Annotated in this window: 21 protein-coding genes and 1 pseudogene; 13 read left to right on the top strand and 9 right to left on the bottom strand. The window is 73.8% G+C overall.

Annotated features, from left to right (window positions below; all coding sequences use genetic code 11):
* Positions 1-15: 15 nt before the first annotated feature.
* The 5 genes from ACZ6Y7_RS11120 to ACZ6Y7_RS11100 all read right to left on the bottom strand — a co-directional run bounded on the left by ACZ6Y7_RS11120 (position 16) and on the right by ACZ6Y7_RS11100 (position 4968).
* Complete coding sequence (locus ACZ6Y7_RS11120) at positions 16-1521, bottom strand: cytochrome P450 family protein (protein WP_465757596.1); 1506 nt, start codon at positions 1519-1521, stop codon at positions 16-18.
* Positions 1522-1696: 175 nt separating this feature from the next.
* On the bottom strand, positions 1697-2314 hold the full coding sequence (locus tag ACZ6Y7_RS11115; RefSeq protein WP_465757595.1) for a GTP-binding protein: 618 nt from the start codon (positions 2312-2314) through the stop codon (positions 1697-1699).
* Positions 2295-2657 carry a DUF742 domain-containing protein gene (locus tag ACZ6Y7_RS11110; RefSeq protein WP_402211468.1) on the bottom strand — a complete coding sequence of 121 codons (363 nt, stop codon included), beginning with the start codon at positions 2655-2657 and terminating at the stop codon, positions 2295-2297. The genes ACZ6Y7_RS11115 and ACZ6Y7_RS11110 overlap by 20 nt, the downstream gene beginning before the upstream one ends.
* A gap of 119 nt (positions 2658-2776) precedes the next feature.
* On the bottom strand, positions 2777-3163 hold the full coding sequence (locus tag ACZ6Y7_RS11105) for a roadblock/LC7 domain-containing protein (RefSeq protein ID WP_402211471.1): 387 nt from the start codon (positions 3161-3163) through the stop codon (positions 2777-2779).
* 17 nt (positions 3164-3180) lie between these two features.
* Positions 3181-4968 (bottom strand): ATP-binding protein, encoded by a 1788-nt coding sequence (locus tag ACZ6Y7_RS11100; protein ID WP_465757594.1) that lies wholly within the window; start codon positions 4966-4968, stop codon positions 3181-3183.
* 433 nt (positions 4969-5401) lie between these two features.
* On the opposite strand from ACZ6Y7_RS11100, the gene ACZ6Y7_RS11095 reads away from it, so the two are divergent.
* The 8 genes from ACZ6Y7_RS11095 (at position 5402) to ACZ6Y7_RS11060 (ending at position 12727) form a co-directional block, all read left to right on the top strand.
* A complete protein-coding gene (locus ACZ6Y7_RS11095) occupies positions 5402-6088 on the top strand; it encodes a Crp/Fnr family transcriptional regulator (protein ID WP_465757593.1) in 687 nt (228 codons plus the stop codon).
* A gap of 118 nt (positions 6089-6206) precedes the next feature.
* On the top strand, positions 6207-7133 hold the full coding sequence (locus ACZ6Y7_RS11090) for a hypothetical protein (protein ID WP_465757592.1): 927 nt from the start codon (positions 6207-6209) through the stop codon (positions 7131-7133).
* Complete coding sequence (locus tag ACZ6Y7_RS11085; protein WP_465757591.1) at positions 7130-9334, top strand: DUF445 domain-containing protein; 2205 nt, start codon at positions 7130-7132, stop codon at positions 9332-9334. The genes ACZ6Y7_RS11090 and ACZ6Y7_RS11085 overlap by 4 nt, the downstream gene beginning before the upstream one ends.
* The gene (locus tag ACZ6Y7_RS11080) at positions 9318-10277 is read left to right on the top strand and encodes a hypothetical protein (protein WP_465757590.1); all 960 of its coding nucleotides are present in this window, start codon (positions 9318-9320) and stop codon (positions 10275-10277) included. Before ACZ6Y7_RS11085 ends, ACZ6Y7_RS11080 begins: the two co-directional genes overlap by 17 nt.
* A 104-nt stretch (positions 10278-10381) precedes the next feature.
* The gene (locus ACZ6Y7_RS11075; RefSeq protein WP_465757589.1) at positions 10382-10828 is read left to right on the top strand and encodes a Pycsar system effector family protein; all 447 of its coding nucleotides are present in this window, start codon (positions 10382-10384) and stop codon (positions 10826-10828) included.
* A gap of 122 nt (positions 10829-10950) precedes the next feature.
* The gene (locus tag ACZ6Y7_RS11070) at positions 10951-11886 is read left to right on the top strand and encodes a class I SAM-dependent methyltransferase (RefSeq protein ID WP_465757588.1); all 936 of its coding nucleotides are present in this window, start codon (positions 10951-10953) and stop codon (positions 11884-11886) included.
* The gene (locus tag ACZ6Y7_RS11065; protein ID WP_465757587.1) at positions 11870-12454 is read left to right on the top strand and encodes a GNAT family N-acetyltransferase; all 585 of its coding nucleotides are present in this window, start codon (positions 11870-11872) and stop codon (positions 12452-12454) included. Before ACZ6Y7_RS11070 ends, ACZ6Y7_RS11065 begins: the two co-directional genes overlap by 17 nt.
* Before the next feature lie 69 nt (positions 12455-12523).
* Positions 12524-12727, top strand: a complete 204-nt coding sequence (locus ACZ6Y7_RS11060) for a hypothetical protein (protein WP_465757586.1) — start codon at positions 12524-12526, stop codon at positions 12725-12727.
* Between the two features lie 70 nt (positions 12728-12797).
* Here ACZ6Y7_RS11060 and ACZ6Y7_RS11055 read toward each other — a convergent pair whose 3' ends face one another.
* Positions 12798-13814 (bottom strand): NADP-dependent oxidoreductase, encoded by a 1017-nt coding sequence (locus ACZ6Y7_RS11055; RefSeq protein WP_465757585.1) that lies wholly within the window; start codon positions 13812-13814, stop codon positions 12798-12800.
* A gap of 200 nt (positions 13815-14014) precedes the next feature.
* Here ACZ6Y7_RS11055 and ACZ6Y7_RS11050 point away from each other — a divergent pair.
* Positions 14015-14586, top strand: a pseudogene (locus ACZ6Y7_RS11050) (Uma2 family endonuclease).
* 50 nt (positions 14587-14636) lie between these two features.
* Here ACZ6Y7_RS11050 and ACZ6Y7_RS11045 read toward each other — a convergent pair.
* The 3 genes from ACZ6Y7_RS11045 to ACZ6Y7_RS11035 form a co-directional block, all read right to left on the bottom strand.
* Positions 14637-15674, bottom strand: a complete 1038-nt coding sequence (locus tag ACZ6Y7_RS11045; RefSeq protein ID WP_465757584.1) for an LLM class flavin-dependent oxidoreductase — start codon at positions 15672-15674, stop codon at positions 14637-14639.
* A 217-nt stretch (positions 15675-15891) separates the two neighbouring features.
* Positions 15892-16281, bottom strand: a complete 390-nt coding sequence (locus ACZ6Y7_RS11040; protein ID WP_465757583.1) for an SCO5389 family protein — start codon at positions 16279-16281, stop codon at positions 15892-15894.
* 100 nt (positions 16282-16381) lie between these two features.
* Positions 16382-18037, bottom strand: coding sequence for an MFS transporter (locus ACZ6Y7_RS11035; RefSeq protein ID WP_465757582.1), 1656 nt, complete (start codon positions 18035-18037; stop codon positions 16382-16384).
* Between the two features lie 437 nt (positions 18038-18474).
* Here ACZ6Y7_RS11035 and ACZ6Y7_RS11030 point away from each other — a divergent pair, with 437 nt between their 5' ends.
* The 4 genes from ACZ6Y7_RS11030 (at position 18475) to ACZ6Y7_RS11015 (ending at position 21720) form a co-directional block, all read left to right on the top strand.
* Positions 18475-19152 (top strand): lysophospholipid acyltransferase family protein, encoded by a 678-nt coding sequence (locus ACZ6Y7_RS11030; protein WP_465757581.1) that lies wholly within the window; start codon positions 18475-18477, stop codon positions 19150-19152.
* Positions 19153-19412: 260 nt separating this feature from the next.
* On the top strand, positions 19413-20126 hold the full coding sequence (locus tag ACZ6Y7_RS11025) for a molybdopterin-dependent oxidoreductase (protein ID WP_465757580.1): 714 nt from the start codon (positions 19413-19415) through the stop codon (positions 20124-20126).
* 40 nt (positions 20127-20166) lie between these two features.
* The gene (locus ACZ6Y7_RS11020) at positions 20167-20835 is read left to right on the top strand and encodes a cytochrome b/b6 domain-containing protein (RefSeq protein WP_465757579.1); all 669 of its coding nucleotides are present in this window, start codon (positions 20167-20169) and stop codon (positions 20833-20835) included.
* A gap of 369 nt (positions 20836-21204) precedes the next feature.
* Positions 21205-21720: a hypothetical protein gene (locus tag ACZ6Y7_RS11015; RefSeq protein WP_465757578.1), complete on the top strand. Its 516-nt coding sequence runs from the start codon at positions 21205-21207 to the stop codon at positions 21718-21720.
* Positions 21721-21791 lie beyond the last annotated feature (71 nt).

Genomic DNA, 21791 nt, shown 5'->3' with positions numbered 1-21791 from the left:
GCAGTCGGGTCCGGATCAGCGCCGGAAGTAGCCGGTCAGCGCCGTCCACCAGGAGCGCCGTCGCTGCCCCGGAACGCGCGGCGCGGCGGAGCCGGACGCCCCGGCGCCCGTGCCCGCGGCCTCGATGCGGGCGGCCCGCTCGGTGTCCGCCAGCCGCTGGGCCTCCGCCCGCCGGGCCGCCGCCCGCTCCGCCTCGGCGACCGACTCCGGGTCCGGCTCGATGTCGCGCGGGGTGAACTCCACCGGCAGCGCCGTCAGGTGCCGGGAGATCCAGGCGGCGCTCCAGGTCAGGTCCTCCTCCGGCACGGCGAGTCGGACGTCCGGCAGCAGGGTGAGCAGGATGTCGATGCCGGCCTCGGCGACGTGCCGTCCGATGTCCTGGCCCGGGCACTCGTGCGGTCCCGCGCCGAAGGACAAGTGCGAGCGGTTGCCGTACAGCGGGGTGGTCAGGTCGGGGCGGACCACCGGGTCGACGTTCCCGGCGGCGAGCCCGAGCAGCAGCAGGTCCCCGGCCTTGATCTGCTGGCCGCCGAGCTCGGTGTCGGCCGTCGCCCAGCGCCCGGCCACCAGGGACATCGGCGGGGAGTCCCAGAGCACCTGGTCCAAGGCCTCGCCCAGGGTCATCTGGCCGCCGGAGAGGTGGGCGCGGAAGCGCGGGTCGGTGAGCACCATCTTCAGCGAGTCGGCGATCAGGTTGACGGTGGTCTCGTTGGCGGCGAGCAGCACCACCCGCAGGTGCTCCATCACCTCGTCCTCGGTCAGCCCGGCCGGGTGCGCCAGCAGGTGGCTGGTCAGGTCGTCGCCGGGCGCCTCGCGCTTGAGGGCGATGGTCCGGCGCAGGCCGGCCACCACGTACTCGTTGCTGGCGATGGCCGTCTCGGTGCCCTTCATCAAGTCCCGTGCGGCTTCGACCAGTTGCGGGCCGTACTCGTCGGGCATGCCGAGCAGTTTGGTCATCACCAGCATCGGCAGGTGCTCGGCGAACTGGGTGATCAGCTCGGCCCGGCCGGTCGGCCCGACCACCTGGACCAGGTCGGTGGTGAACCGGCGGACGTGGCGGCGGATGCCGCGCCGGTCGAAGCGGTTCAGGCCGTCCAGCACGGCGCCGCGCAGCCGGCGGTGCTCGTCGCCGTCCGCGAACACGCAGATCGGCTGCCAGGCGATCACCGGCAGCAGCGGGGAGTCCATCGAGACCTCGCCCTTGCGGAACGCCGTCCACAGTCGGGAGTCGCGGGAGAAGAGGGAGGGGGTGCGCATCGCGGTGATGTTGGCGCCGTGGCCGAGGATCAGCCAGGCCCGGTGGTCGCCGTGCAGCAGCACCGGGGCCACCTCGCCGTACTCGGCGCGCAGCTTCTCGTAGAGGCCCGCCGGGTCGGCCTCGGCGTCCGGGCCGTACAGGCGCCGCAGGCCGCCGGGGCCGATCGGGCCGATCCGGTCGGCGGCGAGGCCGTGGGCCGGGCAGCCGGGCGGCGGGGTGGGGGCGGCGGAGCCGGCGGAGGCGTCGGGGAACGGGGTGGTCACAGGGTCTCCGGTCACGGGGGGTCGGGCTGGTATGTAGGCGGGCCGCGGGACCGCGCCCGCTGGTTCGGGCCCGCGGGTTCGGCCTACGGGATGGTTCGGTCTGCCGGATGGTTCGGCCCACGGGATGGACCGGCCGGCGTGCCGTGGTTCGCGGCGGCCGGCCGGTGGACGGTCGTCAGCGGCCGGGCGGCGCGGCGAGTTCGTACAGGTAGTGCATCAGCGTCATCAGGGTGTCCCGGCTGGACTCGCGGCTGCGCGCGTCGCAGGCGACGATCGGGACCTCGGCCGGGAGGTCGAGCGCACCGCGCAGCTCCTCCAGCGGCACGCTCGGCGCCTCGGGGAAGCCGTTGACGGCCACCACGAAGGGCACGCCGCGCTCCTCCAGCCGCCCGATCACCTCGAAGCTGACCTCCAGCCGTCTGGTGTCCACCAGGACCACCGCGCCCAGGGCGCCCTCGAACAGGCCGTTCCAGAGGAACCAGAACCGCTCCTGCCCGGGGGTGCCGAAGACGTACAGCACGAGTCGTTCGCTGAGACTGATCCGGCCGAAGTCCATCGCCACGGTGGTGGAGGTCTTGGCCTCGACCCCGGTCGGGTCGTCCACGCCGACCCCGGCCTGGGTCATCGTCTCCTCGGTGGTCAGCGGGCGGATCTCGCTGACCGAGCTGACCAGCGTCGTCTTGCCGACGCCGAAGCCGCCCACGATCACCACCTTGACCGCCGTGGTGACGGTGTCCGGCAGCAGGTCCGCGCCGGCCGGCCCCACCACCGTGTCAGAGCCGCTGAAGTCCATGGATCACCGCCTCCAACAGGGCCCGGTCGGGAAGTTCAGCCGCCGGGACGGCGGCGCGGGCCTCGATCAGTTCGTCGTCGAGCAGGTCCGCCAACAGGACGGTGACCACGCTCGTGGGCAGCTCCAGGTAGGCGGAGACCTCCGCCACCGAGAGCGGGGAGCGGCACAGCCGCAGGATGGCCGCGTGCTCGGGCTGCAGGGCGGGCGTCGGCTCCCCCCGGGAGACGATCAGCGTGACCAGGTCGAAGACCCCGGGCCCGGACGGACCGCTGCGGCCGCGGGTGATCACGTACAGGCGGTCGGGCTCGGGGCCTTCCCAGCCGCTGCCCTGGTCTGCCGTCATGCGACCGCCTCACTGTCCTCGTTCATGTGCCCGTCGCTCGTTCACGTGTCGGGCGCCCGGTCATGTGCCGGACGCTCGGTCATGGGCCGTCGCGCCGGGGCGCCGGACCGGGGGCCGGTTCACGCGACCACCTCGGGATTGCGCGGCGGCGTGGAGAGGTGCTCGCCGATCCGGGCCACCAGGTCGCGCATCTGGTGGCTCACCAGCCCGGCGTCCACGCCCTCGTCGGCGAGCACCGCGAGGTAGGCGCGGTCGCCGGCCGCCATCAGGTAGAAGTAGCCGCCGTCCACCTCGATCACCACCAGCCGCATCGAGCCGTTCCCGTGCGGGAACTCGTGCCCGACGGCGGCCGCCAGGCTCTGCAGTCCGGCGCAGGCGGCGGCGAGGCGGTCGGCGGTGTCCGGGTCGGTCCCGTACTGGGCGATCCGCAGGCCGTCCGCGGACAGCACGATGACGTGGCGCACGTACGGGACGCTGTGCGCGAGGTCGTTGAGGATCCAGTCCATGTTGCTGCGGTGCGGAATCACTGCTCGCCTTTCCCTGCCGTTTCTTCACTGGTGTGTCCGGGTCGGGTGCGTCCGGGGCCGGCCTGCGCCGTACCGCCGCCCGGGCCGGCGGAACCGTCGGGCCAGGCGGAACCGGCAGGCCGGGCGGAACCGTCGGGACCGGCCGAACCCTCGGGACCGGCCGAGCCGGCGGACGGTGCGGAGCCGGTGCCCTTGATGCCGTCCATGAACGCCTCCAGCCACAGGCCGGGCTGCTTCGGCTCCTTGGCGGCGGTGCGGGGCGCCTGGGCCGCCGGCCCCGCCGCGGGGCCCGCTGTCGGACCGGCCGGCTGGGCGGGATGGGCGGACGGCTGTGCGGCGGGCCGGCCGGAGCCGCGGGCGGGCGTGGCGAAGGCGGCGCGGCCGGTCGGCCGGACCCGCCGGCGCTGGGGCAGGCCGTTGGCCGTCCGCTCGGTCACGATCACCTCGTCGTCCCCGCCGGCCGGGACGGCGCCCGCCGTGACCGGCGAACCCCACGGGTTGGTCGAGCCGTAGGACGGACCGACGCCGGCCGAGGTGGTCCGGGCGGCCCACGGGCGGCCCGAGGCCTGCCGGGGCGGGGTGGGCGGCAGCGGGCGCGGGCCGGAGAAGGCGCCGATGCCGTGCGCCCGCCCGGTGGGGGGAGCGGTGGTGAGCAGTTCCTGCGGCACGACCAGCACCGCGCGCACGCCGCCGTACGCGGAGCGGCGCAGCGACACCTGGAAGCCGTACGCCTGGCAGAGCCGGCCGACGATGGCGAACCCCAGCCGGGGGGACTCGGTGAGGTCGTCGAAGTCCTTGGAGACCATGGCCTCGCGCATCGACCGCTCGGCGCGGGCGACGGCCTCGTCGGTGAGGCCGAGGCCCCCGTCCTCGATCTCGATCGCCATCCCGCTCTGCACCTCGGAGGCGCTCAGGTGCACGTGGGTGTGCGGCGGGGAGTAGCGGGTGGCGTTGTCGAGGAGTTCGGCGACGGCGTGGATCAGCGGCTCGACGGCCGGGCCGGTGACGGAGATCTGGGCGACCGGGTGCAGGTCCACCCGCTGGTACTCCAGGATCCGGGACATGCCGCCGCGCAGCACGCTGTAGAGGGCGATCGGGCGGGTCCACTGGCGGCCGGGGCGGGCGCCGGAGAGCACGGCGATACTGTCGGCGAGGCGGCCGGTCAGCGCGTTGCCGTGGTCCAGGCGCAGCAGGTCGTCGAAGACCGCCGGGTCGTTGCCGTGCCGGTCCTCCATCTCCCGCAGGTCCTTGGCCTGCCGGTGGATGATCGCCTGGACCCGGCGGGCGATGTTCACGAAGGCGCGCTCGGCGGAGTCGCGCCGACTCACCTCGTCGTCGACGGCGACGGCGATGCCGTGCGCGACGGCCAGCAGGGACTTGCGGAACCTCGGGGAGACGCCTGCGGCGGCCTGCTCGATCGGGTTCAGCAGGACGTCCATCGAGTACCCGTAGCGGGCCCCGGCGACCACCCGGCGCAACTCGACCTCGGCGAGCCGCGCGAGCTCGTCCTCCTGCCCGGTCAGCCGCCGCTGCAGGTCCTCCACCTGTCGGGTGCTGCGGTCCCGCAACTCGGCCAACGCGCGCCCCCGGCGGGCCGATTCGGCGGCCACCACGGCCACCAGCACGGTGCCCGTCGCCCCGCACCACAGCACCCCGGCCCGGGCCCCGGCAGTCACCACCGCCGCGGCGACCGCCACGGCCGCCGCCATCACGGCCGTCGGCAGCAGCCAGCCGAGCAGGGGCGCGGGGCGCCGTCTGGCGGGTGACGATCCAGCTCGAAGCATTCAGCATCCTCAAACGATCGGAACAGTACGGGGACGGACGGCGACCGGCTCCGGAGGCGTGGTGCTGCAGCATAGCCAAGTTCAGGACAATCCTGACCGAAACTCAAAAATACTGTCGCTCAACTGACTTGTGGCAACTTGCCGGACATGCCCGACATCTCGCACACCAGTCCCGCACCCGGCGGAACGCCGCCCCGCACCAGGCTTCTCGCCCCACCGCCCCCGCACCGGCAACCCGCCCCGGATTCGCCCATGCGAAGGGTTTCCCCACCAAGTCCCGGCGCGTCGGCACCAGTTCGTGCTAAGCACCACCCTTTCCGTCAACCCGCCACCCCCGGACCACCCGGAAGGGGAACCCCGACCCACCGCCTCGGCGCCGTCGGTCCGCCCGGAATCCGTCCGCGCACCGACGCCCCGCCCCTAAGGTCGTCGCATGACCGATCACGCCGGCCGAACCCCCGACGCACCGGGCCACACCCTGCGCCACCTGATGGGCGACGAGGCCTGGACCGGCCTGCTGGACGGCGCCTTCGAACGCCGGCATCCGATCGGCGCCACCCTGCTGCGGCAGGGAGAGGAGGGCACCCACGTCCTCGCCCTGCTCGCCGGAGTCGCCAAGGTGACCCGCCGCGAACGCAACGGGGACATCCGGCTGCTCGCCTTCCGGGGCCCGGGCGAGGTGCTCGGCGAGGTCGCCGTCCTGGACGACGGCGTCCGCTCCGCCAGCGTCCACGCGATCTCGGGCTGCACGGTCGCCGTCCTGACCAAGGCGGCCTTCCTGCGCTTCGTCACGGAGCGGAACCTGTACCCCGTGATGGTGCGCTACGCGATGGGACGGCTGCGGGAGTCGGACCTGGCCCGCACCGGCGGCGACGTCACGGTCCGGCTGGCCGCCGCCCTGGTCGCCCTGGCCGAGTTCTCCACCGGTGCCCCGGAGGCGGCGCGCGTCGAACTCGCCGTGACCCGCGACGAACTGGCCCAGCACCTGGGGGTCTCCAGGAACACCGTCACCGCGGCGCTCGGGGGCCTGGGCGCCCGAGGGGTCGAAGCGGGCCGCAAGTCCGTCGTCATCGGCGACCTCTCCGCACTCCGGCGCACGGCCGCGACGATCGGCAGCTGACACCACCGGCCCGTGTGATCGCCGTCACGCTTCTTCCGCACCGAGTGGGCACACCGCGCGACCCCGTCTCGCGAAGCTGGGTGGCGCAAGGTCAGTACGGGAACGACGAGGAGCACAGATGACGGAGTTCGACCGGCCGCGGCCCGAGGCCAGCGCCCTGCCCTACACGCGCAGCCGACACCTCCCCCCGTACCGGGGAATCGTGGCGGTCGACGCGAAGGACTTCACCGGGCACCCGGCGATCGAGCACGGCGTGATCAGCCGGGCCGTCCCGGAGGTGCTGCAGTGGTCCTTCGAGCGGGCGGGACTGGCCGAGGTCTGGCAGGACCGGCGGTTTCCCAACTCCACCGGCGACGGCTATGTCTTCGGTTTCGATCCGGCCTGGATGCCCTTCGTGATCCAGCCCTGGCTGAGCACGCTGCAGGACGTGCTCACCGAGTTCAACGTCCACTCGTCGGGCACGGTGCGCATCCGCCTGCGGGTCAGCCTCAACATCGGCCCGCTCCCCGACTCCGGCGGTGAGTTCGACGGCAACGGCACTCCGCGCAACGACACCCACCGCCTGCTCGACTCCCGCCCGGTCAAGGCGATGCTGGCCGCCTCCAACGAGAGCATCACTCAGGTGGCGGCCATCCTGTCCGATCGCTGCTACCAGGATGCCGTGGCCGGCGGATTCACCGGACGGCACCCCGACCACTTCATCGAGGTCCCCGCCACGGTTGAGGGCAAACGCTTCGACCAGCGGGCCTGGCTGTACGTGCCCGCGCCGTCCGGGAACCTCTACGACCGCAGGATCCTCGGAGACGCGGTCATCGAGGAGCAGGAACGGCGCGCGCCTGCCGCCCAGCCCGCCGAGCACCGTCGCGCGCGGCGGACGGTGGTGAACCAGCGGGCCGACGGCGGCAACGTCAACAGCGGCACGGTGCACGGAGGGCAGAGCGTCACCAACGCGGGCCGCGACTCCTACGGAGGCTTCGGCGGCGACTTCGTGGCGGGCAACAAGGGCGACACCGTCCACGGCGACAAGAACGAGCACCACCGGTGAGCCCCGACGAACGCCGGGCGATCGAGGGACCGTCCGAGGCGGCCGGCGCCGGCGCCGCCGCCGACGACTTCGACGCCGACTTCGAGGAGTTCGACGACCTCGACGACCTCGGCGACCGTTTTGATGACCAGTTCGATGACCGGTTCGGTCCCTGGGGGAGGGGTCGGCCGTTCATCTACGCCCCGCACGGCAACATCAACACCGGTTCGGTGCACGGGGACCAGCGCGTCGAGAACGGTGCCGCCGGGGCCGCCGCCGGGGGTGACAGGCGGGTGGAGGCGCACGACGGGCCCATCTCCCCGTCGGAGATCCTGGCCGCCCGTACCGGCTTCGCGCGGCCGGCGTGCTTCCCCGAGGCACTGGAGGAACTCGGCACGCGCCTGCTCTTCCTGACCGGGGAACCCGGCACCGGACGCCGCACCACGGCCCTCAACCTGCTGTTCGAGTGCAGCGGGAGGAGCATGAGCCTGCGCGCGCTGGACAATGACGAGGACCTCTCCTCCTGGCGGCCCACTCACGGTGGCGCGCGCGGTTACCTGGTGCACGGCCTGTCGCCGACGGTCAGGCTCGGGCCGACAGCCGTCGCCAAGCTGAGGGACCGGTTGGACAAAGCCGGCGCCTGCATGGTCGTGATGGTGCCGCAGGACCCGGAGACCCTCCGCCGGCTCGCCCGGGAACTGGACGTCAGTCCGGTGCGCTACGCGCCCCCGTCGCCGCGGATGGTCTTCGAGGCGCGCCTGGCGGCTGCCGTGCCGGAGCAGGGGCGACGTCGGCAGCTGCTGGACCGGCTGGAGCCGGACCTGGACGGACTGCTGGTGAGCGAGCTGGTGCCGGCCCAGGTCGCCGAGCTCGTGGACGAGGTGAGCCGGGCCGGGGCCGACGGCCCTGATCCGGACGAACTCGGCCAGCGGCTCAGTTACCTCGCGGAGCAGGAGGTTCCCGAGCTCGTGAACGAGCTCCGCGAAGACCCCGACGCGCTGGCGTTCCTGCTGGTGACGTGTGTCCTGGAAGGGTTCGATCATCGGATCGTCCGGGACGAGACCGATCGGTTGCTCAAGGTGGCCGACGGCCGCCTCGACGCGGTGGTCCTGCCGGGCACGGACGCGAACAGCGCGGAGACGCGGCAGAACCCGCGCTTCGTCCTGCGCCGATCGTTGGACGAACTGCTGGCCACCATCCGGGCCGAGTGCCGTCCGGGCGAGGTCCGCGAGGTCGGCGGATACACCTATCGGGTGGAACCGGTGCGGTTCAAGCGGCACCGGCAGGCGGAGGCGGTGCTCCGGCACGTGTGGCGTCAGTACGGCGAGGTGTCCGGATTGCTGACCGAGTGGATGGACAGCGTCCCCGGCACCGAATCCGAACTGGCCGAACCGGTGGGCCGCGCGCTGGGGCTGGCCGCCGGCTGGAGCGGCGGACGCAGAGCGCTGCACCACATCCGGAAACTGGCCCGGTCGGACCGTCCGCAGAGCCGGACCACGGCTGCGTACGCCCTGGGCATCGCCGCGCAGGACCCGGTGCTGGCAGGCGAGGTGAAGTCCCGCCTCACCAGCTGGAGCCGCATCGGCAGCTGGCGGCTCCGGTCGACGGTGGTGGACGCCTGCGGCGGAGACTTCGGAGCAGCCCGGCCGGAGCTCGCGATCGCGCTGATCCGGCGCTGCTTCCGTGGGGACGAGGGCGACGAACGCGAGGTCGCCCGGGAAGCACGCTGGTCGCTGGAGAGTCTCTTCTCGGGCGGCAACCAGGCGGCTGTCTTCCGCCAGCTCGTGGAGTGGGCCGACCGACCCGGACAGGAGGCCGAACTCGCGGTGATGACCTTCCCCGAGCTGATCCGGGATCCGTCCTGGTTCCGGGGACAGCTGCTTCCCGGCGGCGAGTTCACCGAGGCGGTGATCTCGTTCGCCCGCCGTTGCCTCAACGACGAGAGGCTCTTCGCCGCCACCAGCAGGAGGCTCCTCCTCTGGTGCCACCAGGCGTCCTGGGACGAGCAGCTTCGAGCCCCGGTGGAGGCACTGCTCACGGCGCTCGCGGGGGACATGCACCCCGGGGAGCTGAGGCTGCTGGTCGAGATCGACCGCAGCGACAACCCCGACCTGGTCGGCCGCGACATCGCCCACCACGCCCTGGAGGCCTGGCGCCGGGGCGAACCGCAGCCGTACCCGCCCGCCCACGTTTTCGGAGGCCCCGATGACCACCGACACTGACCAGCCCGTCTACACCCAGGCCACCCGTGCCCCCTGGCGGGAGATCCTCCGGCACCGCTGGTCCGGTCGGCGTGACCGTGCGCTGGTCCTGCGGGACCGTGACGGGCTCTACCACCAGCTGGGCGAGCGCCGGACCCCGTCCGACGAGGACGGGGAGCCGACGGGCGGACCGTCCGTCAGGCTCGGCCTGCGCGGGTTCGACCGGGCCTACCTGGTCGACCTCGACGAGCGCTCCGGCACTCGGGCCGTCGCGCTGCCCACCCCGTACGGCACGGAGTCCGTGGACGTCCACGTCCTGTGGTGGGTGCACGACGCCGTGCAGGTCGTGCGGACCCGGACCACCCGGAGCTGGCTGCCGGTGCGCAAGGAACTCGACCGGCGCCTGCGCCACCTGAGGGGACAGTTCGCCGCCGCCGGCAGCGGGCTGAGCAGCGCCGACCTGCTGCAGTACCTGGCGGCGCCCCATGTGATGCCCGAGTTCGGCCTCAGCTACCGCGTCACGGACGTTTCCGAGCGGGAGCACGGCGGCGAACTGCGGCTCGGCGAATCCGAGGTGACGGACGTGCCGTTCGACTGGACGGCCAAGAGCCAGGACGAGTACGCGTTCTGCCGACGGGCCGTCCAGGACGGCCCGGTCGCCCTCGCGGCGCTCTGGCTGGCCAGGAAGCCGGACGAGGTCCGCGACGTCCTGGACTGGGCGGTCAGCCACGCCGACCTGCTCCGGGGCGAGACCACCTGGCAGGACCAGCTGGCCGGCATGCTGGGGACGCTGACGGCGCAGGAGCAGCAGGAGCTGTCCAGGATGCTGCGCGACCGTCTCGTCGCCCTCGGACGGAAGGTCCCCGGGCCCGGCCCGCAGGGGGCGGGGCCGGAGTTCGTGAAGATCCGTTCCCAGGCCAACGGCTGGACACCGGGTGCCGTGCCGAACGGGAGCCCGCGGTGATCCGGCCGGCCGTGCGCCGTGCGCCGGCACGACGCCGACGGGTGGCGTCCGCGCCCACGGCGGCGGCAGGCAGCCCGTGGGCGGTGTCGGCGATGGAGCGCCTGATGGCGGCCAACACCGCGGAGCTCGTCCGGGCGGACACCAAGGCCGCCGTGTTCCTGGCCTTCACGGGCGCTGTACTCGCCGCCTTCCTCCCGCTGGACGGTGCCGCCGGGGCGGATCCCGGAAGCCGACTCCTACGGTGGACCTCCGTAGCCAGTGCCCTGCTCGCCGTCGCCTGCTTCGCGGCCGCGCTGGTGCCTCGCCACCGCAGGGGCCGGGGCACAGGGGCCGGCGGTCCGGGGTACTTCGAGCACATCGCCCCCGGTGCCGGTCCGGACCGGCTGCGCCGTGAATTCGAGCGCGCCGGGCGCGACCCGGTCGGCCCGCTGCTCACCGCCCTGGTCGGCACCAGCGCGATCATCCGGGCGAAGTACCGGTGGATCGAGGTCGGAACCGTCCTGCTGCTCCTGGCGCTTCCGCAGTTCGCGCTGACTCTCGGGCCGCTGTGAGGGCGACGGCCCCCGGCCGGGCTCCGACCGGGGGCCGTCCGGTCCCTCGAGGGGCAACATCCGTTGCGTCGACGGGCAACGACCGTTGACGGATCGTGGCGGCCGCCCTACAGTGCGGGGCCATGGAGACGGGTGATCTTGGTCAGCGGGTGGCGGCGGATGTGGCCGGGGCGGGCGGGGTGGAGGGGTTGCGGCGGTTGTCGGGGGTGATCGCGGCGTTGGAGGAGCGGCGGACGGAGCTGGTGGAGGAGCTGCGGCGGGGGCGGGCGGCGACGTGGGAGGAGATCGGGCAGGCCTGCGGGATGACCCGGCAGGGCGCGACGCGGCGGTGGGCGGAGCGGCTGCGGGCGCGGTCGTTCGGGGTGGCGGCGGCCGCGTACCAGGCCGGGCGGCCGGGGTACCCGCAGGCATTGATCGGCTCGGCGGTGCCGCGGCAGGCCCGACGGGTGCTCGATCTGGGCGCGGGCACGGGCAAGTTGACCAGGCTGCTGGTGGAGGCGGGCCTGGACGTGGTGGCGGTCGAGCCCGACGCGGGAATGCGGGCGCAGCTGGCCGCGGCGGTGCCGAAGGCGGCCGTCCGCGCCGGCTCGGCGGAACGCATCCCGCTGCCGGACGGGAGCGTGGACGCGGTCGTGGTGGCGCAGGCCTGGCACTGGTTCGACCCGGCGGCCGCGGTGCCCGAGATCGCCCGGGTGCTCGCCCCCGGCGGGACGCTGGCACTGGTGTGGAACGTCCGCGACGAGTCCGAGCCCTGGGCGGCCGAACTCGGCGCGCTGATGCACCGCTCGGCCGGTCAGCGGATCGACACCAGCCCGGCCGTCCCCGCGCCCTTCGGCCCGCCCGAGCGGCTGGAGATCCGCTGGGAGCACGCCACCACGCCGGCCGGGATCGTCGACATGGTCGCCTCGCGCAGTTACGTCATCGCCCTGCCGGAGGCCGAGCGCGCCCGCCTGCTGGCCGATGTCGAGCAGCTGCTGGCCGGCCACCCGGACCTGGTCGGCCGGGAGACCATCGCCCTGCCGTACGTGACCCGGTGCACCCGTGTCCGCCTCGGCTGAGCCCGCGCCGGGCCGCCGCGCGGCCGAGCCCGTCACCGTCCGCCGTCTGGGCCGCGCGGACGCCGAACCGTACCGGGCCTTCCGGCTGGAAGCCCTGCGCGTGACGCCCAGCGCCTTCACCTCCCGCTACGCCGAGGAGCGCGTCAAGCCGATGGCCGCGACGCTGCGCCGCCTCGCCGAGGCCGAGGACGGGCCGGGCGCCCTGCTCGGCGCCTTCGACGGCGCCGGCGCGCTGGTCGGGACCGCCGGGCTCGACGTCGCGTGGCGGAGCCAGGAACGGCACAAAGGCACGCTCTACGGCATGGCGGTGGCCCCCGCCGCGGCCGGCCGGGGGATCGGCCGCCGCCTGGTGCGCGAGGTGCTGCGCACCGCGGCCGAGGACGGTCGGCTGCGGCAGGTGCTGCTGACCGTCTCGGAGGGCAACGAGACGGCCCTGCGGCTCTACACCGCCTGCGGGTTCGAGGTGTGGGGGCGGGAGCCGAGGGCCGTCCTGGTGGACGGACTCGCCGTCGCCAAGCTGCACATGGTGCGCCTGCTGGACACCGGGCCGACGGCGGCCGGGCGCTGACCATTGTCATGGCCCCCCGGTGTGCGAGCACACTGCCGCGCGCACCGGTCCCACGCCCACGATGGGTCCATGACCAGCATCCACAGCGACACCGGAAGCGACCACGGCACCCGCCTCGACGGCGCCGCCACCCGGCGGGCCTTCCGCACCGTGCGGCGGTGCGTCCTCGGCTACCTCGGCCTCAGCGTGCTCACGCTCGCCGCCGCCGCCACCGGCCTGCTGCAGAGCCGCGGCTCCGCCGGGAGCGGGGGTGGCCGCGATCAGGGCAGCTGAAGGGCCGGTCCGGCGTCGGGCGGCCGCGCGGGGGACGCGGCCGCCCGAGAAGGTCCGCCTCGTGACGGGGTCAGACCAGGCGGAGTACGAGCTTGCCGGTGTTCTCGCCGCGGAACAGCATCTGGAAGGTCTCCGGGAAGTCGTCCACGGTGCCCTCCACCACCTGCTCCTTGACCTTGATCCGGCCGTCGCCGATCCAGCCCGCGATCTCGGCGGCGGCCTCCGTGTACCGGCGGGCGTAGTCGAAGACCACGAAGCCCTCCATCCGGGCCCGCCGCACCAGCAGTGACAGGTAGTTGGACGGGCCCTCGACGGCGGTCTCGTTGTTGTACTGGCTGATCGCGCCGCAGATCACCACCCGGGCGTGCATCGCGAGGCGGGTCAGCGCGGCGTCCAGGATCGGGCCGCCGACGTTGTCGAAGTAGACGTCGATGCCGTCCGGGGCGTGCGTGCGCAGCGCCTTGCGGACGTCCTCGGCGCGGTAGTCGATCGCCGCGTCGAAGCCGAGCTCCTCCGTGAGCAGCGCGCACTTCTCGGGACCGCCCGCGATGCCGACCACCCGGCAGCCCTTCACCTTGGCGATCTGCCCGACGATGCTGCCGACCGCCCCGGCGGCGCCGGAGACCACCACGGTCTCGCCCTCCTTGAGCGCCCCGACCTCCAGCAGCCCGAAGTACGCCGTCATGCCCGGCATCCCGAGGGCGCCGAGGTACGTCGACAGCGGCGCCAGCGCGGGGTCCACGGTGATGGCGCCCTTGCCGTCCGACACCGCGTACTCCTGGACCCCGAAGGCGCCGACCACGTGGTCCCCGACCCGGAACTTCGGGTGGTTCGACGCGACGACCTCCACGACCGAGCCAGCCCGCATCACCTCGCCCAGCCCCACCGGCGGCAGGTACGACGGCCGGTCGTCCAGCCACCCCCGCATCGCCGGGTCCAGCGACACGTACCGCGTCCGCCCCAGGAACTCCCCGTCCCCGGGCACCCCGACCGCCTCGCTCCCGTGTGCCCAGTCCTCCGCCCGGACCTCGCCGACCGGCCGCCGGGCAAGGCGGATCTGGCGGTTGACTGCGGTGTCTGCGGTCATGACGTCTCCTGGTCACAGAATCGGCTCGCGGATAGCGGCGGGGCCGATTCTAAGCAAGCGCTTAGTCATATGACTAGAGCTTGGCCGGATCCGGCGGGGTGGGGACCGGTGAAGTGCGAGGACGCGGCCGCGAGGCACCGATGGTCTTTCCCGCGGGGCAGCCCGTCGGCTGATACCGGCGCCGGACAGGAGCGCAGCACGTGAGCACAGCGCATGTCGGCCCAGGCGACTACAGCCGTGTGCCGAACCCGGAACAAGCCCTCACGTACGCGATTCAGCACCTCGCGGGTGAGCGCGTCGAGATCATCGAGGGAGTCATCACCCCTGTGTCGCGATCGTGGGAACACGAGACCGCCGTCGACCTGATTCGGCTTCACATCACCTCACGACAGCTCGAACTCGGTTTGCGTGTAGGGTCCGGCAACCTTGATCTGCCCGGTACGGAGAACTACTACATCCCAGATCTCGCTGTTGTGTGCCGGCTGAACTGGCACGGAACCATCCAGGCGCGTTGCTGCCCGACCAGACGGTCTTGGTGGTCGAGGTCGCCCCGCCCTCGAACGGTGACACCGACCGGACCGTCAAGCGCCGGCGGTGCGCGCAGTACGGGGCGCCGCTCTACCTGCTGGTGGATCGCCAGGAGCGGACCTGCACGCTGTTCTCCCAGTCCGGGTCGCTCGGCTACACCCGGGTCGAGGGGCCGCACCCGTTCGGGGTTCCGGTGCGGCTCCCCGCACCCTTCGAACTCGACCTGGACACGGCAGAGTTCTGAACCCTGCCCGGCTCGGTACCGGTCGGCCGGAGGTGTGGGAGGCCGCCCGGTCAGCCCGCGTCCGCCGCCGGCTGCCAGCCGAGGGCCGGGCCGAGGCGGGTGGCGAGGTCCGTGAGGATCTGCACATAGTCCTCGTACGCGAAGTCGAACGGCAGGGCGAAGGCGACTTCGTCGACCTCCCGGTAGCCCGCGTGGGCGTGCAGCCGCTCGACGAGCTCCTCGGAGGTGCCGACCAGGTCCGGGGCGAACAGCAGCCGGGCCGGTCCCTGCGGGGTGAGGGTGCGCGGGGTGCGGGCGCGGGCGTACGCCTCGTACTTGGCGCGCTGTTCGGGTGTCGCGCTGTCGGTGGGGATGACCACCAGGCCCTGGGAGACCCGGGCCCGTTCGCCGTCCGGGTGCCGCTCGCGGAAGGCGTGGATCAGGGCGGCCTGGAGCGTGCCGAAGTCCTGCGGCCCGTCGTCCGTCTCGGCCTTGACCACGCTGCTGGTGAGCAGGTTGAGCCCCTGCTCGCCGGCCCAGCGCGCGGAGCGCAGGCTGCCGGCGCCGTACCAGAGCCGGGAGGCGAGGCCGGGGGAGTGCGGCTGGACCCGGCGCGAGTAGACCTCGATGCCCTCGGTGCCGGCGAAGTCGGAGGCGTCCCCGCCGCGGACGAGGGCGAGCAGGCGTTCGGCGCGCCGCGGGCTGAAGTCCTCCTGCTCGGCGGTGTCGGGGTAGAGCGCGCCGCGCACGTGCTCGTAGTGGATGGGCGGGCCGACGCTGAAGCCGGGGTTGAGCCGGCCGCCGGAGAGCACGTCCACGGTGGCGAGGTCCTCGGCGAGCCGCAGCGGGTTCTCCCAGCCGAGCGGGGTGACGGCGGTGCCGAGCTGGATGCGGCCGGTGCGCTGGGTGGCGGCGGCGAGGACGGTGAGCGGGGAGGAGATCCCGTACTGGAGGTGGCGGTGGCGCAGCCAGGCGCTGTCGAAACCGAGCTGTTCGCCGAGGGTGACGAGGTCGAGGGTGGACTCGTGGCCCCGGCGCGGGTCGGCCTCGTCGAAGAGTCCGATGGTGAGGAAGCCGAGCTTGCGCAGCGGGCGAGGGTCCGGCGACATGGTGGCGGCTCCGCAGGGTGTGAGGCGGCCCCGACAGGAGGGACCGGACCGGTGGTGCCCTCCGAACGTACGCATCCGCACCCCGCCCCGACAAGATCGGCAGGTGATCCGGACACCGGTGCGCAACACCCGGCAACACGCGGCAAGGCGGCGCAACGCGACCGCCACCGGAGGGTGGGCCCCCGCCCGGGCCGGGGGCCCACCCTCCCGCCGGCCGTCAGCAGCTGCGCAGTTCCGGGCTCTGGTTGCGGATCTGGTTGTGCAGCGAGGTGAACTCGCGGTACGCCTCGCTGTCCTCGGCGCCGGGCCGGAAGGCGCCGACGCGGTGGCAGTTGACGAAGGCGAGCTTGACCCCGAAGTGGTCCTCCAGGCTGCCCCGGATGGCGTTGCTGGCGAGCGCGCGCAGCAGCTGGGCGCGCTCCTCGTCGCTGGGCGTGGTGTTGTCGGTGGCGAACTCCTCGTCACCGGCCGCGAGTTCGGTGCTGAGCCCGGCCACGACCTGGTAGGCGTACGGGAGCGAGACGCGGACGGTGGCCAGGAACTCGGCCTCGTCGACGTGGCCCTCCCGGGCCTGGGCGAGGAGGGCGGGGGAGACGTCGAGCGACATGGGTGTGTCCTCTTTCGGCGTGCGGGCACGGGGGCGCGTGATGGTTATCGAAGATGAAAACCATTGCACACAAGACTCTCCCGCTCAGCCTGACGCCCTGTCAAGCACTGCGGCCCGCCGGGCCGCCTCCCGCCGGGCCGCCTCCCGGAGCACCGCCTCCCGCCGGGCCGCCTCCGCCTTCCGAAGCAGCGACTCTCGCCGGAGCGCCGCCCGCCGGACCGACACCTGTCGGACCGACACCCGTCGTCTCGGGCAGTCGGCGGACTTTGATGACGAGCGTGGCGATCACCACCGCCAGGCCGGCGAAGACCAGGCCCAGCTGGAAGGCGCTGGCGATGCCGTGGACCAGGACCTCGGAGGAGTACGGGGTGGGCAGTCTGCCGGTCGCCTTGAATCGGAGCAGCTGCTCGGGCGTGGCCTGTTGGAGGAACTTCCCGGCCTGCTGGCGCGCCTCGTTGCGGCTGGCGGTGCCGTAGACCGTGACCATGATCGACAGGCCGAGGGAACCGCCGACCTGCTGCGTGGTGTTGAGCATGCCGGTGGCCGCGCCGGTCTCGTGCGGGGCGACCCGGGAGACGGCGGTGAGCATCACCGGGACGAAGATCGAGCCCATGCCGAAGCCGAAGAGCAGGGTCGGGCCGAGGATGCCGCCGACGTAGCTGGTGTCGACGTCGATCTGGCTCGCCCACGCGACTCCGGCGAGCACCAGGACGGAGCCGGCGACCAGGAACGGCTTGGGCCCGTAGCGCAGTTGGTTGCGGGCGGCGAACTGGGCGGCGGTGATGATGGCCACGCTGATCGGCAGGAAGGCGATGCCCGCCCGCAGCGGGCTGAATCCGAGGATCTCCTGCACGAACAGGGTGATGAAGAAGAAGATGCTGAACATCGCCGCGGCCACGCAGAGCATCAGCCCGTACGCGCCGGAGCGGTTGCGGTCGCGGAACAGGTGCAGCGGGGTGATCGGCTGGGGCACCCGCCGCTCGTTGACCAGGAACGCGGCGAGCAGGGCGACGGCGAGACTGAACGCGGTGAGCGTCACGGGGTCCGTCCAGCCGTGCTCGGAGGCGCGGATGAAGCCGTACACCAGCGAGACCATGCCGGTGGTGGCGGTGAACGCGCCGGTGAGGTCGAAGCGTCCGGGGTGCCGTTCGGACTCGTTGATGTAGAGCGGCGCCAGCAGGGCGATCGCGATGCCGATCGGCACATTGACGAAGAACACCCAGCGCCAGGACAGCCAGGACGTCAGCATCCCGCCGAGCAGCAGGCCGATCGCGCCGCCCGCGCCCGCGACGGCGGAGAACACACCGAAGGCCCGGTTGCGCTCCGGGCCCTCCTTGAAGTTGGTGGCGATCAGCGCGAGGGCGGTCGGCGAGGCGATCGCGCCGCCGAGGCCCTGCAGCGCCCGCGCGGCCAGCAGCCAGGCGGAGGACTGGGCGACGCCGGCCAGCAGCGAGGCCAGGCTGAAGACCAGGACGCCGGCGATGAACACCCGCCGTCGGCCGAGGATGTCGCCCGCCCGGCCTCCGAGCAGCAGCAGTCCGCCGAAGGTCAGGGTGTAGGCGTTGATCACCCAGGACAGGTCGGTGGTGTTGAACTTCAGCGCCGACTGGATGTGCGGCAGCGCGATGTTCACGATCGTGATGTCGAGGACGACCATGAGCTGCGTGGCCGCGATGACGGTGAGGGCTATCCCTGGGTGCTGGCCCCGACGTGCGGTCGCGGGCGGAGCCGTGGCCAGGGCACGCGGAGTGGCCATGGCAGGTTCCCCAATGGCTCGGGAGCGAACGATGGGAGAGGGCGGATTCGTTCACTTCCACCGACAGTAGTCCCGGGAGATAGGGAACACAACCGTTCATTACGGACAAGCGGCGATTTCCGGACAGCGCGCGGCGTCGGCCGGGACGCCGGCATCGAGGAACCGGAGGGTGACCGGGCCCCCTCGGGCGCACGCCGGATCCGCCTCACGCGGGGTCCGCCTCACGCGGGGTCCGCCTCACGCGGGGTCCGCCTCACGCGGGGTCCGCCGCACGCCGGGTCCGCCTCACGCGGGACCCGGCTCCCACGGGATCCGCCTCATGCCGGATCCGGGAGGAATCCCGCTCCGGACTGAGTACGGCTACTCAGGCGGCCGGCGCCCGCACTCCACGAGGATGGGGGCACCCACTCCACCCCAGGCCACGAAGGAACCACCGCATGCTCAGCCGGATCGCCAGCACGCTGATCCCCGCCCTCGGCCGCCTGACCGTCACCTCCGAGGTGGCCGGGCCGGTCGCGCCGGGCAGCATCGTCGCGGCCAACCACAGCTCGCTCGCCGACCCGGGCGTGGTGCTGGCCGCGCTGCGCCGGGTGGGCACCGAGCCGGTGGTGATGGCGACCGCCGGGCTGTGGCGGGTGCCCGTGCTCGGCGGGGTCCTGCGGGCCGGCGGGCACATCCCGGTCCACCGGGGGAAGGCCCACGCCGCCGCCGCGCTCGACGAGGCCGCGGTCGCGCTCGCGGCCGGCCGGGTCGTGCTGATCTACGGCGAGGGCGGCCTGCCGAAGCGCCGGGACCCGCGCGACGCGGAGCCGGGTGCCTTCCGCACCGGCCTGGCCCGGCTCGCGGCGGTGAGCGGCGCCCCCGTCGTGCCGCTCGGCCAGTGCGGCGCCCGTCGACTGAGCTCGGGCGGCGCCGTCAAGCAGCTCGCCGGGCTCGCCACCGCCCCGCTGCGGCGCCCCGCCCTGCACGTCCACCTCGGCGCGCCGTTCCACCCGCAGGGCGACATCGCGGGCGCGACGGCCGCCGCCCGACGCGCCGTCACCGAGGCCTGGCACACCGCCCAGCAGCGACTGGACGGCCACGGGCATCCCGGTGCCCGGACGCCGGGGGCCTGAGCCGAGCCGCCCGGACGGTCCGTGCCACGCCCCCGACGGCCGCCCGGCTCCTCCTCGGCCCGGCCGGAGGACCGGCCACGCCGCGACGGCCGGGTGCCCGTCCGGGTGCCCGATCCGGAGGGCCCGTGCCCTGATCGAGCTCACCGTCCTCGCGGCCTTCGTGCAGCACGCGCCCCCGGTCCGGGGAGTTCATGACGAAATGCTGACGGATCGCCCCCGCCCCTGGCCGGGCCCGTCCCCGACCTGGTCGAATCGGGGGCGTGACCAGAGACAAGCACCATCCCGAGGGCAGCCCGGTGGGCCGACGGGTCGTCCTCGGACTGCTCGGCCTCGGCGCGGCCGGCGTCGCGATCGGCCCGTACCTGCAGCGCGCCGAGTCGGCGCTGGCCGAACGGGACCCGAGCGGGCTCAGCGGGCTGCTGCCCGGCAACAACGGCTTCCGCTACTACTCGGTGGTGACCTCCGTCCCCCGGCGGGACGAAGCGGACTACACGCTCACCGTCGGCGGCATGGTGGAGCGCCCGGCCGCGCACCGGCTGGCCGACCTGCGGGCGATGCCGCAGCGCCGGCTGGTCAAGGACGTCCAGTGCGTCACCGGCTGGCGGGTGCCGCACACCCCGTTCGAGGGCGTGCCGCTGTCCCACCTGCTGGACGCCGCCGGGGTGAAGGCCGGGGCGAAGGCCGTGCGCTTCGACTGCTTCGACGGCGAGTACACCGAGAGCCTCACCCTGGAGCAGGCGCGCCGCGACGACGTGCTGGTGGCGCTGCGGATGCAGGACAACCCGATCTCGCACGACCACGGCGGGCCGGTGCGGCTGTACGTCGCGCCGATGTACTTCTACAAGTCCGCGAAGTGGCTCTCGGGCATCACCGTCACCGGCTCGGTGGAGCCGGGCTACTGGGAGCAGAACGGTTATGACGTCGACGCCTGGGTCGGCCGGTCGAACGGGCGGTCCGATGAACCGACGAGCTGAACCGATCCGGAACCCTCCGACCACCACGGACGAGACCACGATGGACGAGCGCCCGACGGACGAGACCCGGGCCGGGCTGGTCCTCCGTTTCACCCGCGCCGAGCGCTGGGTGCACCGCACCACCGCCGTGCTGATGGGCGTCTGCCTGGCCACGGCCGCCTGCCTCTACCTGGCGCCGCTCGCCACCCTGGTCGGCAACCGCCCGCTGGTCGTCACCGTGCACGTGTGGTGCGGGCTGGCCCTGCCCGTCCCGCTGCTGCTCGGCCTCGCCTCCCGGGCGTTCCGGGCCGACGTCACCCGGCTCAGCCGCTTCACCCCGGCGGACTGGGCCTGGCTGCGGGCCGTGCGGCGCCGCTCCTGGGACCGGCCGGCCGGCAAGTTCAACGCGGGCCAGAAGCTGTACGCGCAGTGGACGCTCGGCACGATGCTGGTGATCATCGGCACCGGCCTGCTGATGTGGCTCACCCACCTCGCCCCGCCCGCGTGGCGGACCGGCGCCACCTTCGTGCACGACTGGCTGGCCGGGGCCATCGCGGTCGTGGTCCTCGGCCACGTCCGGATGGCCTGGCGGGATCCGGAGTCCCGGCGCGGGATGCGCACCGGACTGGTGGAGCGGTCCTGGGCCGAACACGAGCACCCGCAGTGGCAGGCTCCGGACGCCCACGGGCAGGACGGCCCCGACCGGCCGGGCCGGCCGGCCCGGCCCTGAACGCCCGGGACGCGCGGGGACGCCCGGGACGCCCGGGGCGCCGGGAACGTCCTGAACGCCCGCAACGGCCGGCACGCGCCGCCGGCCACCGGAGGGGCCGCCCCGCGAGCGCCCGGCCGGTCGTCCTTCCGGGCCCGGCCGCCCGCACGCGAGACGGTCGGCGCGGCTCCCGGCCGCCGGGCGGTGGTCCGCCGGCCGTGGCGGGTCGGTCGCACCGCCCACGGCGGCCGGGTCGAGCACCCGAGAGCCTGGTCACGCACGGAAGGGCGGGGACCACCGGCGGCGCCGCGCGCCGGGAGCGCGGGGCCCGGAAGGGCGCGCGCGGGCGTGGTCCGTGACCCGGACGGCCGAGCGGCCGTTGGACAGGGCATGACCGACGACAGCGAGTTCCGGACACCCTTCCAGCACCCCGACGCGGAGACCGTGCTCCTCGCCGTCCGCCGGGCCGACACCGCGGACCGGCTGGCCGCCGAGGCCGCGCGCACCGCCGAGGACCCGCAGGGCGCGGCGCTCGCCGCCGCCCTGCTGGAGGCGGCGGCCGCGGCGAGCCGGGCCGTCGCCTGGGTGTGCGAGCTGGCCGCGCGCACCGGCGGCGTCCGGCTGGCCGAGTTCGCCGTCGCCCTGCTCGCCTGCGGACGGGACCTCGACCCCACGGATGCCGAGACCGGCGGGGTACCCGAGTACCTGACCGAGAGGCTGGACGGGCTGATCGCCCTCCAGGAGGGCCTGACCGAGGGGGAGGCGCACGCCCTCGCCACCGTCGGCGCGCTCGCCCGCGCCCTGCCCCGGACCATCCTGCACACCGACGACCCCGCCGGGCACCTGCCCGTACTGGCCCGCCACCTCGACCGGGCGACCACGGCCGGCCGCGCAGCCCGCCCCTGACGGCCCGCCGCTCCCGGCCGTTCCCGGCCCCACCGTTCCCGGCCGTGCCGACGGCCGGCCCCACCGTTCCC

Source organism: Kitasatospora sp. NPDC053308 (genome assembly GCF_055585785.1).
The sequence above is the reverse complement of the archived record's forward strand: the minus strand, read 5'-3'. Positions and strand labels throughout refer to the sequence as shown.

Coding starts and splice junctions, on each gene's coding strand:
- ACZ6Y7_RS11115 (WP_465757595.1), bottom strand. CDS start 2,314: ATGGACTTCAGCGGCTCTGACACGGTGGTGGGGCCGGCCGGCGCGGAC.
- ACZ6Y7_RS11110 (WP_402211468.1), bottom strand. CDS start 2,657: ATGACGGCAGACCAGGGCAGCGGCTGGGAAGGCCCCGAGCCCGACCGC.
- ACZ6Y7_RS11020 (WP_465757579.1), top strand. CDS start 20,167: ATGGACGAGCGCCCGACGGACGAGACCCGGGCCGGGCTGGTCCTCCGT.
- ACZ6Y7_RS11070 (WP_465757588.1), top strand. CDS start 10,951: ATGGAGACGGGTGATCTTGGTCAGCGGGTGGCGGCGGATGTGGCCGGG.
- ACZ6Y7_RS11090 (WP_465757592.1), top strand. CDS start 6,207: ATGACGGAGTTCGACCGGCCGCGGCCCGAGGCCAGCGCCCTGCCCTAC.
- ACZ6Y7_RS11105 (WP_402211471.1), bottom strand. CDS start 3,163: ATGGACTGGATCCTCAACGACCTCGCGCACAGCGTCCCGTACGTGCGC.
- ACZ6Y7_RS11100 (WP_465757594.1), bottom strand. CDS start 4,968: ATGCTTCGAGCTGGATCGTCACCCGCCAGACGGCGCCCCGCGCCCCTG.
- ACZ6Y7_RS11095 (WP_465757593.1), top strand. CDS start 5,402: ATGACCGATCACGCCGGCCGAACCCCCGACGCACCGGGCCACACCCTG.
- ACZ6Y7_RS11030 (WP_465757581.1), top strand. CDS start 18,475: ATGCTCAGCCGGATCGCCAGCACGCTGATCCCCGCCCTCGGCCGCCTG.
- ACZ6Y7_RS11015 (WP_465757578.1), top strand. CDS start 21,205: ATGACCGACGACAGCGAGTTCCGGACACCCTTCCAGCACCCCGACGCG.
- ACZ6Y7_RS11080 (WP_465757590.1), top strand. CDS start 9,318: ATGACCACCGACACTGACCAGCCCGTCTACACCCAGGCCACCCGTGCC.
- ACZ6Y7_RS11060 (WP_465757586.1), top strand. CDS start 12,524: ATGACCAGCATCCACAGCGACACCGGAAGCGACCACGGCACCCGCCTC.
- ACZ6Y7_RS11075 (WP_465757589.1), top strand. CDS start 10,382: ATGGCGGCCAACACCGCGGAGCTCGTCCGGGCGGACACCAAGGCCGCC.
- ACZ6Y7_RS11055 (WP_465757585.1), bottom strand. CDS start 13,814: ATGACCGCAGACACCGCAGTCAACCGCCAGATCCGCCTTGCCCGGCGG.
- ACZ6Y7_RS11045 (WP_465757584.1), bottom strand. CDS start 15,674: ATGTCGCCGGACCCTCGCCCGCTGCGCAAGCTCGGCTTCCTCACCATC.
- ACZ6Y7_RS11035 (WP_465757582.1), bottom strand. CDS start 18,037: ATGGCCACTCCGCGTGCCCTGGCCACGGCTCCGCCCGCGACCGCACGT.
- ACZ6Y7_RS11040 (WP_465757583.1), bottom strand. CDS start 16,281: ATGTCGCTCGACGTCTCCCCCGCCCTCCTCGCCCAGGCCCGGGAGGGC.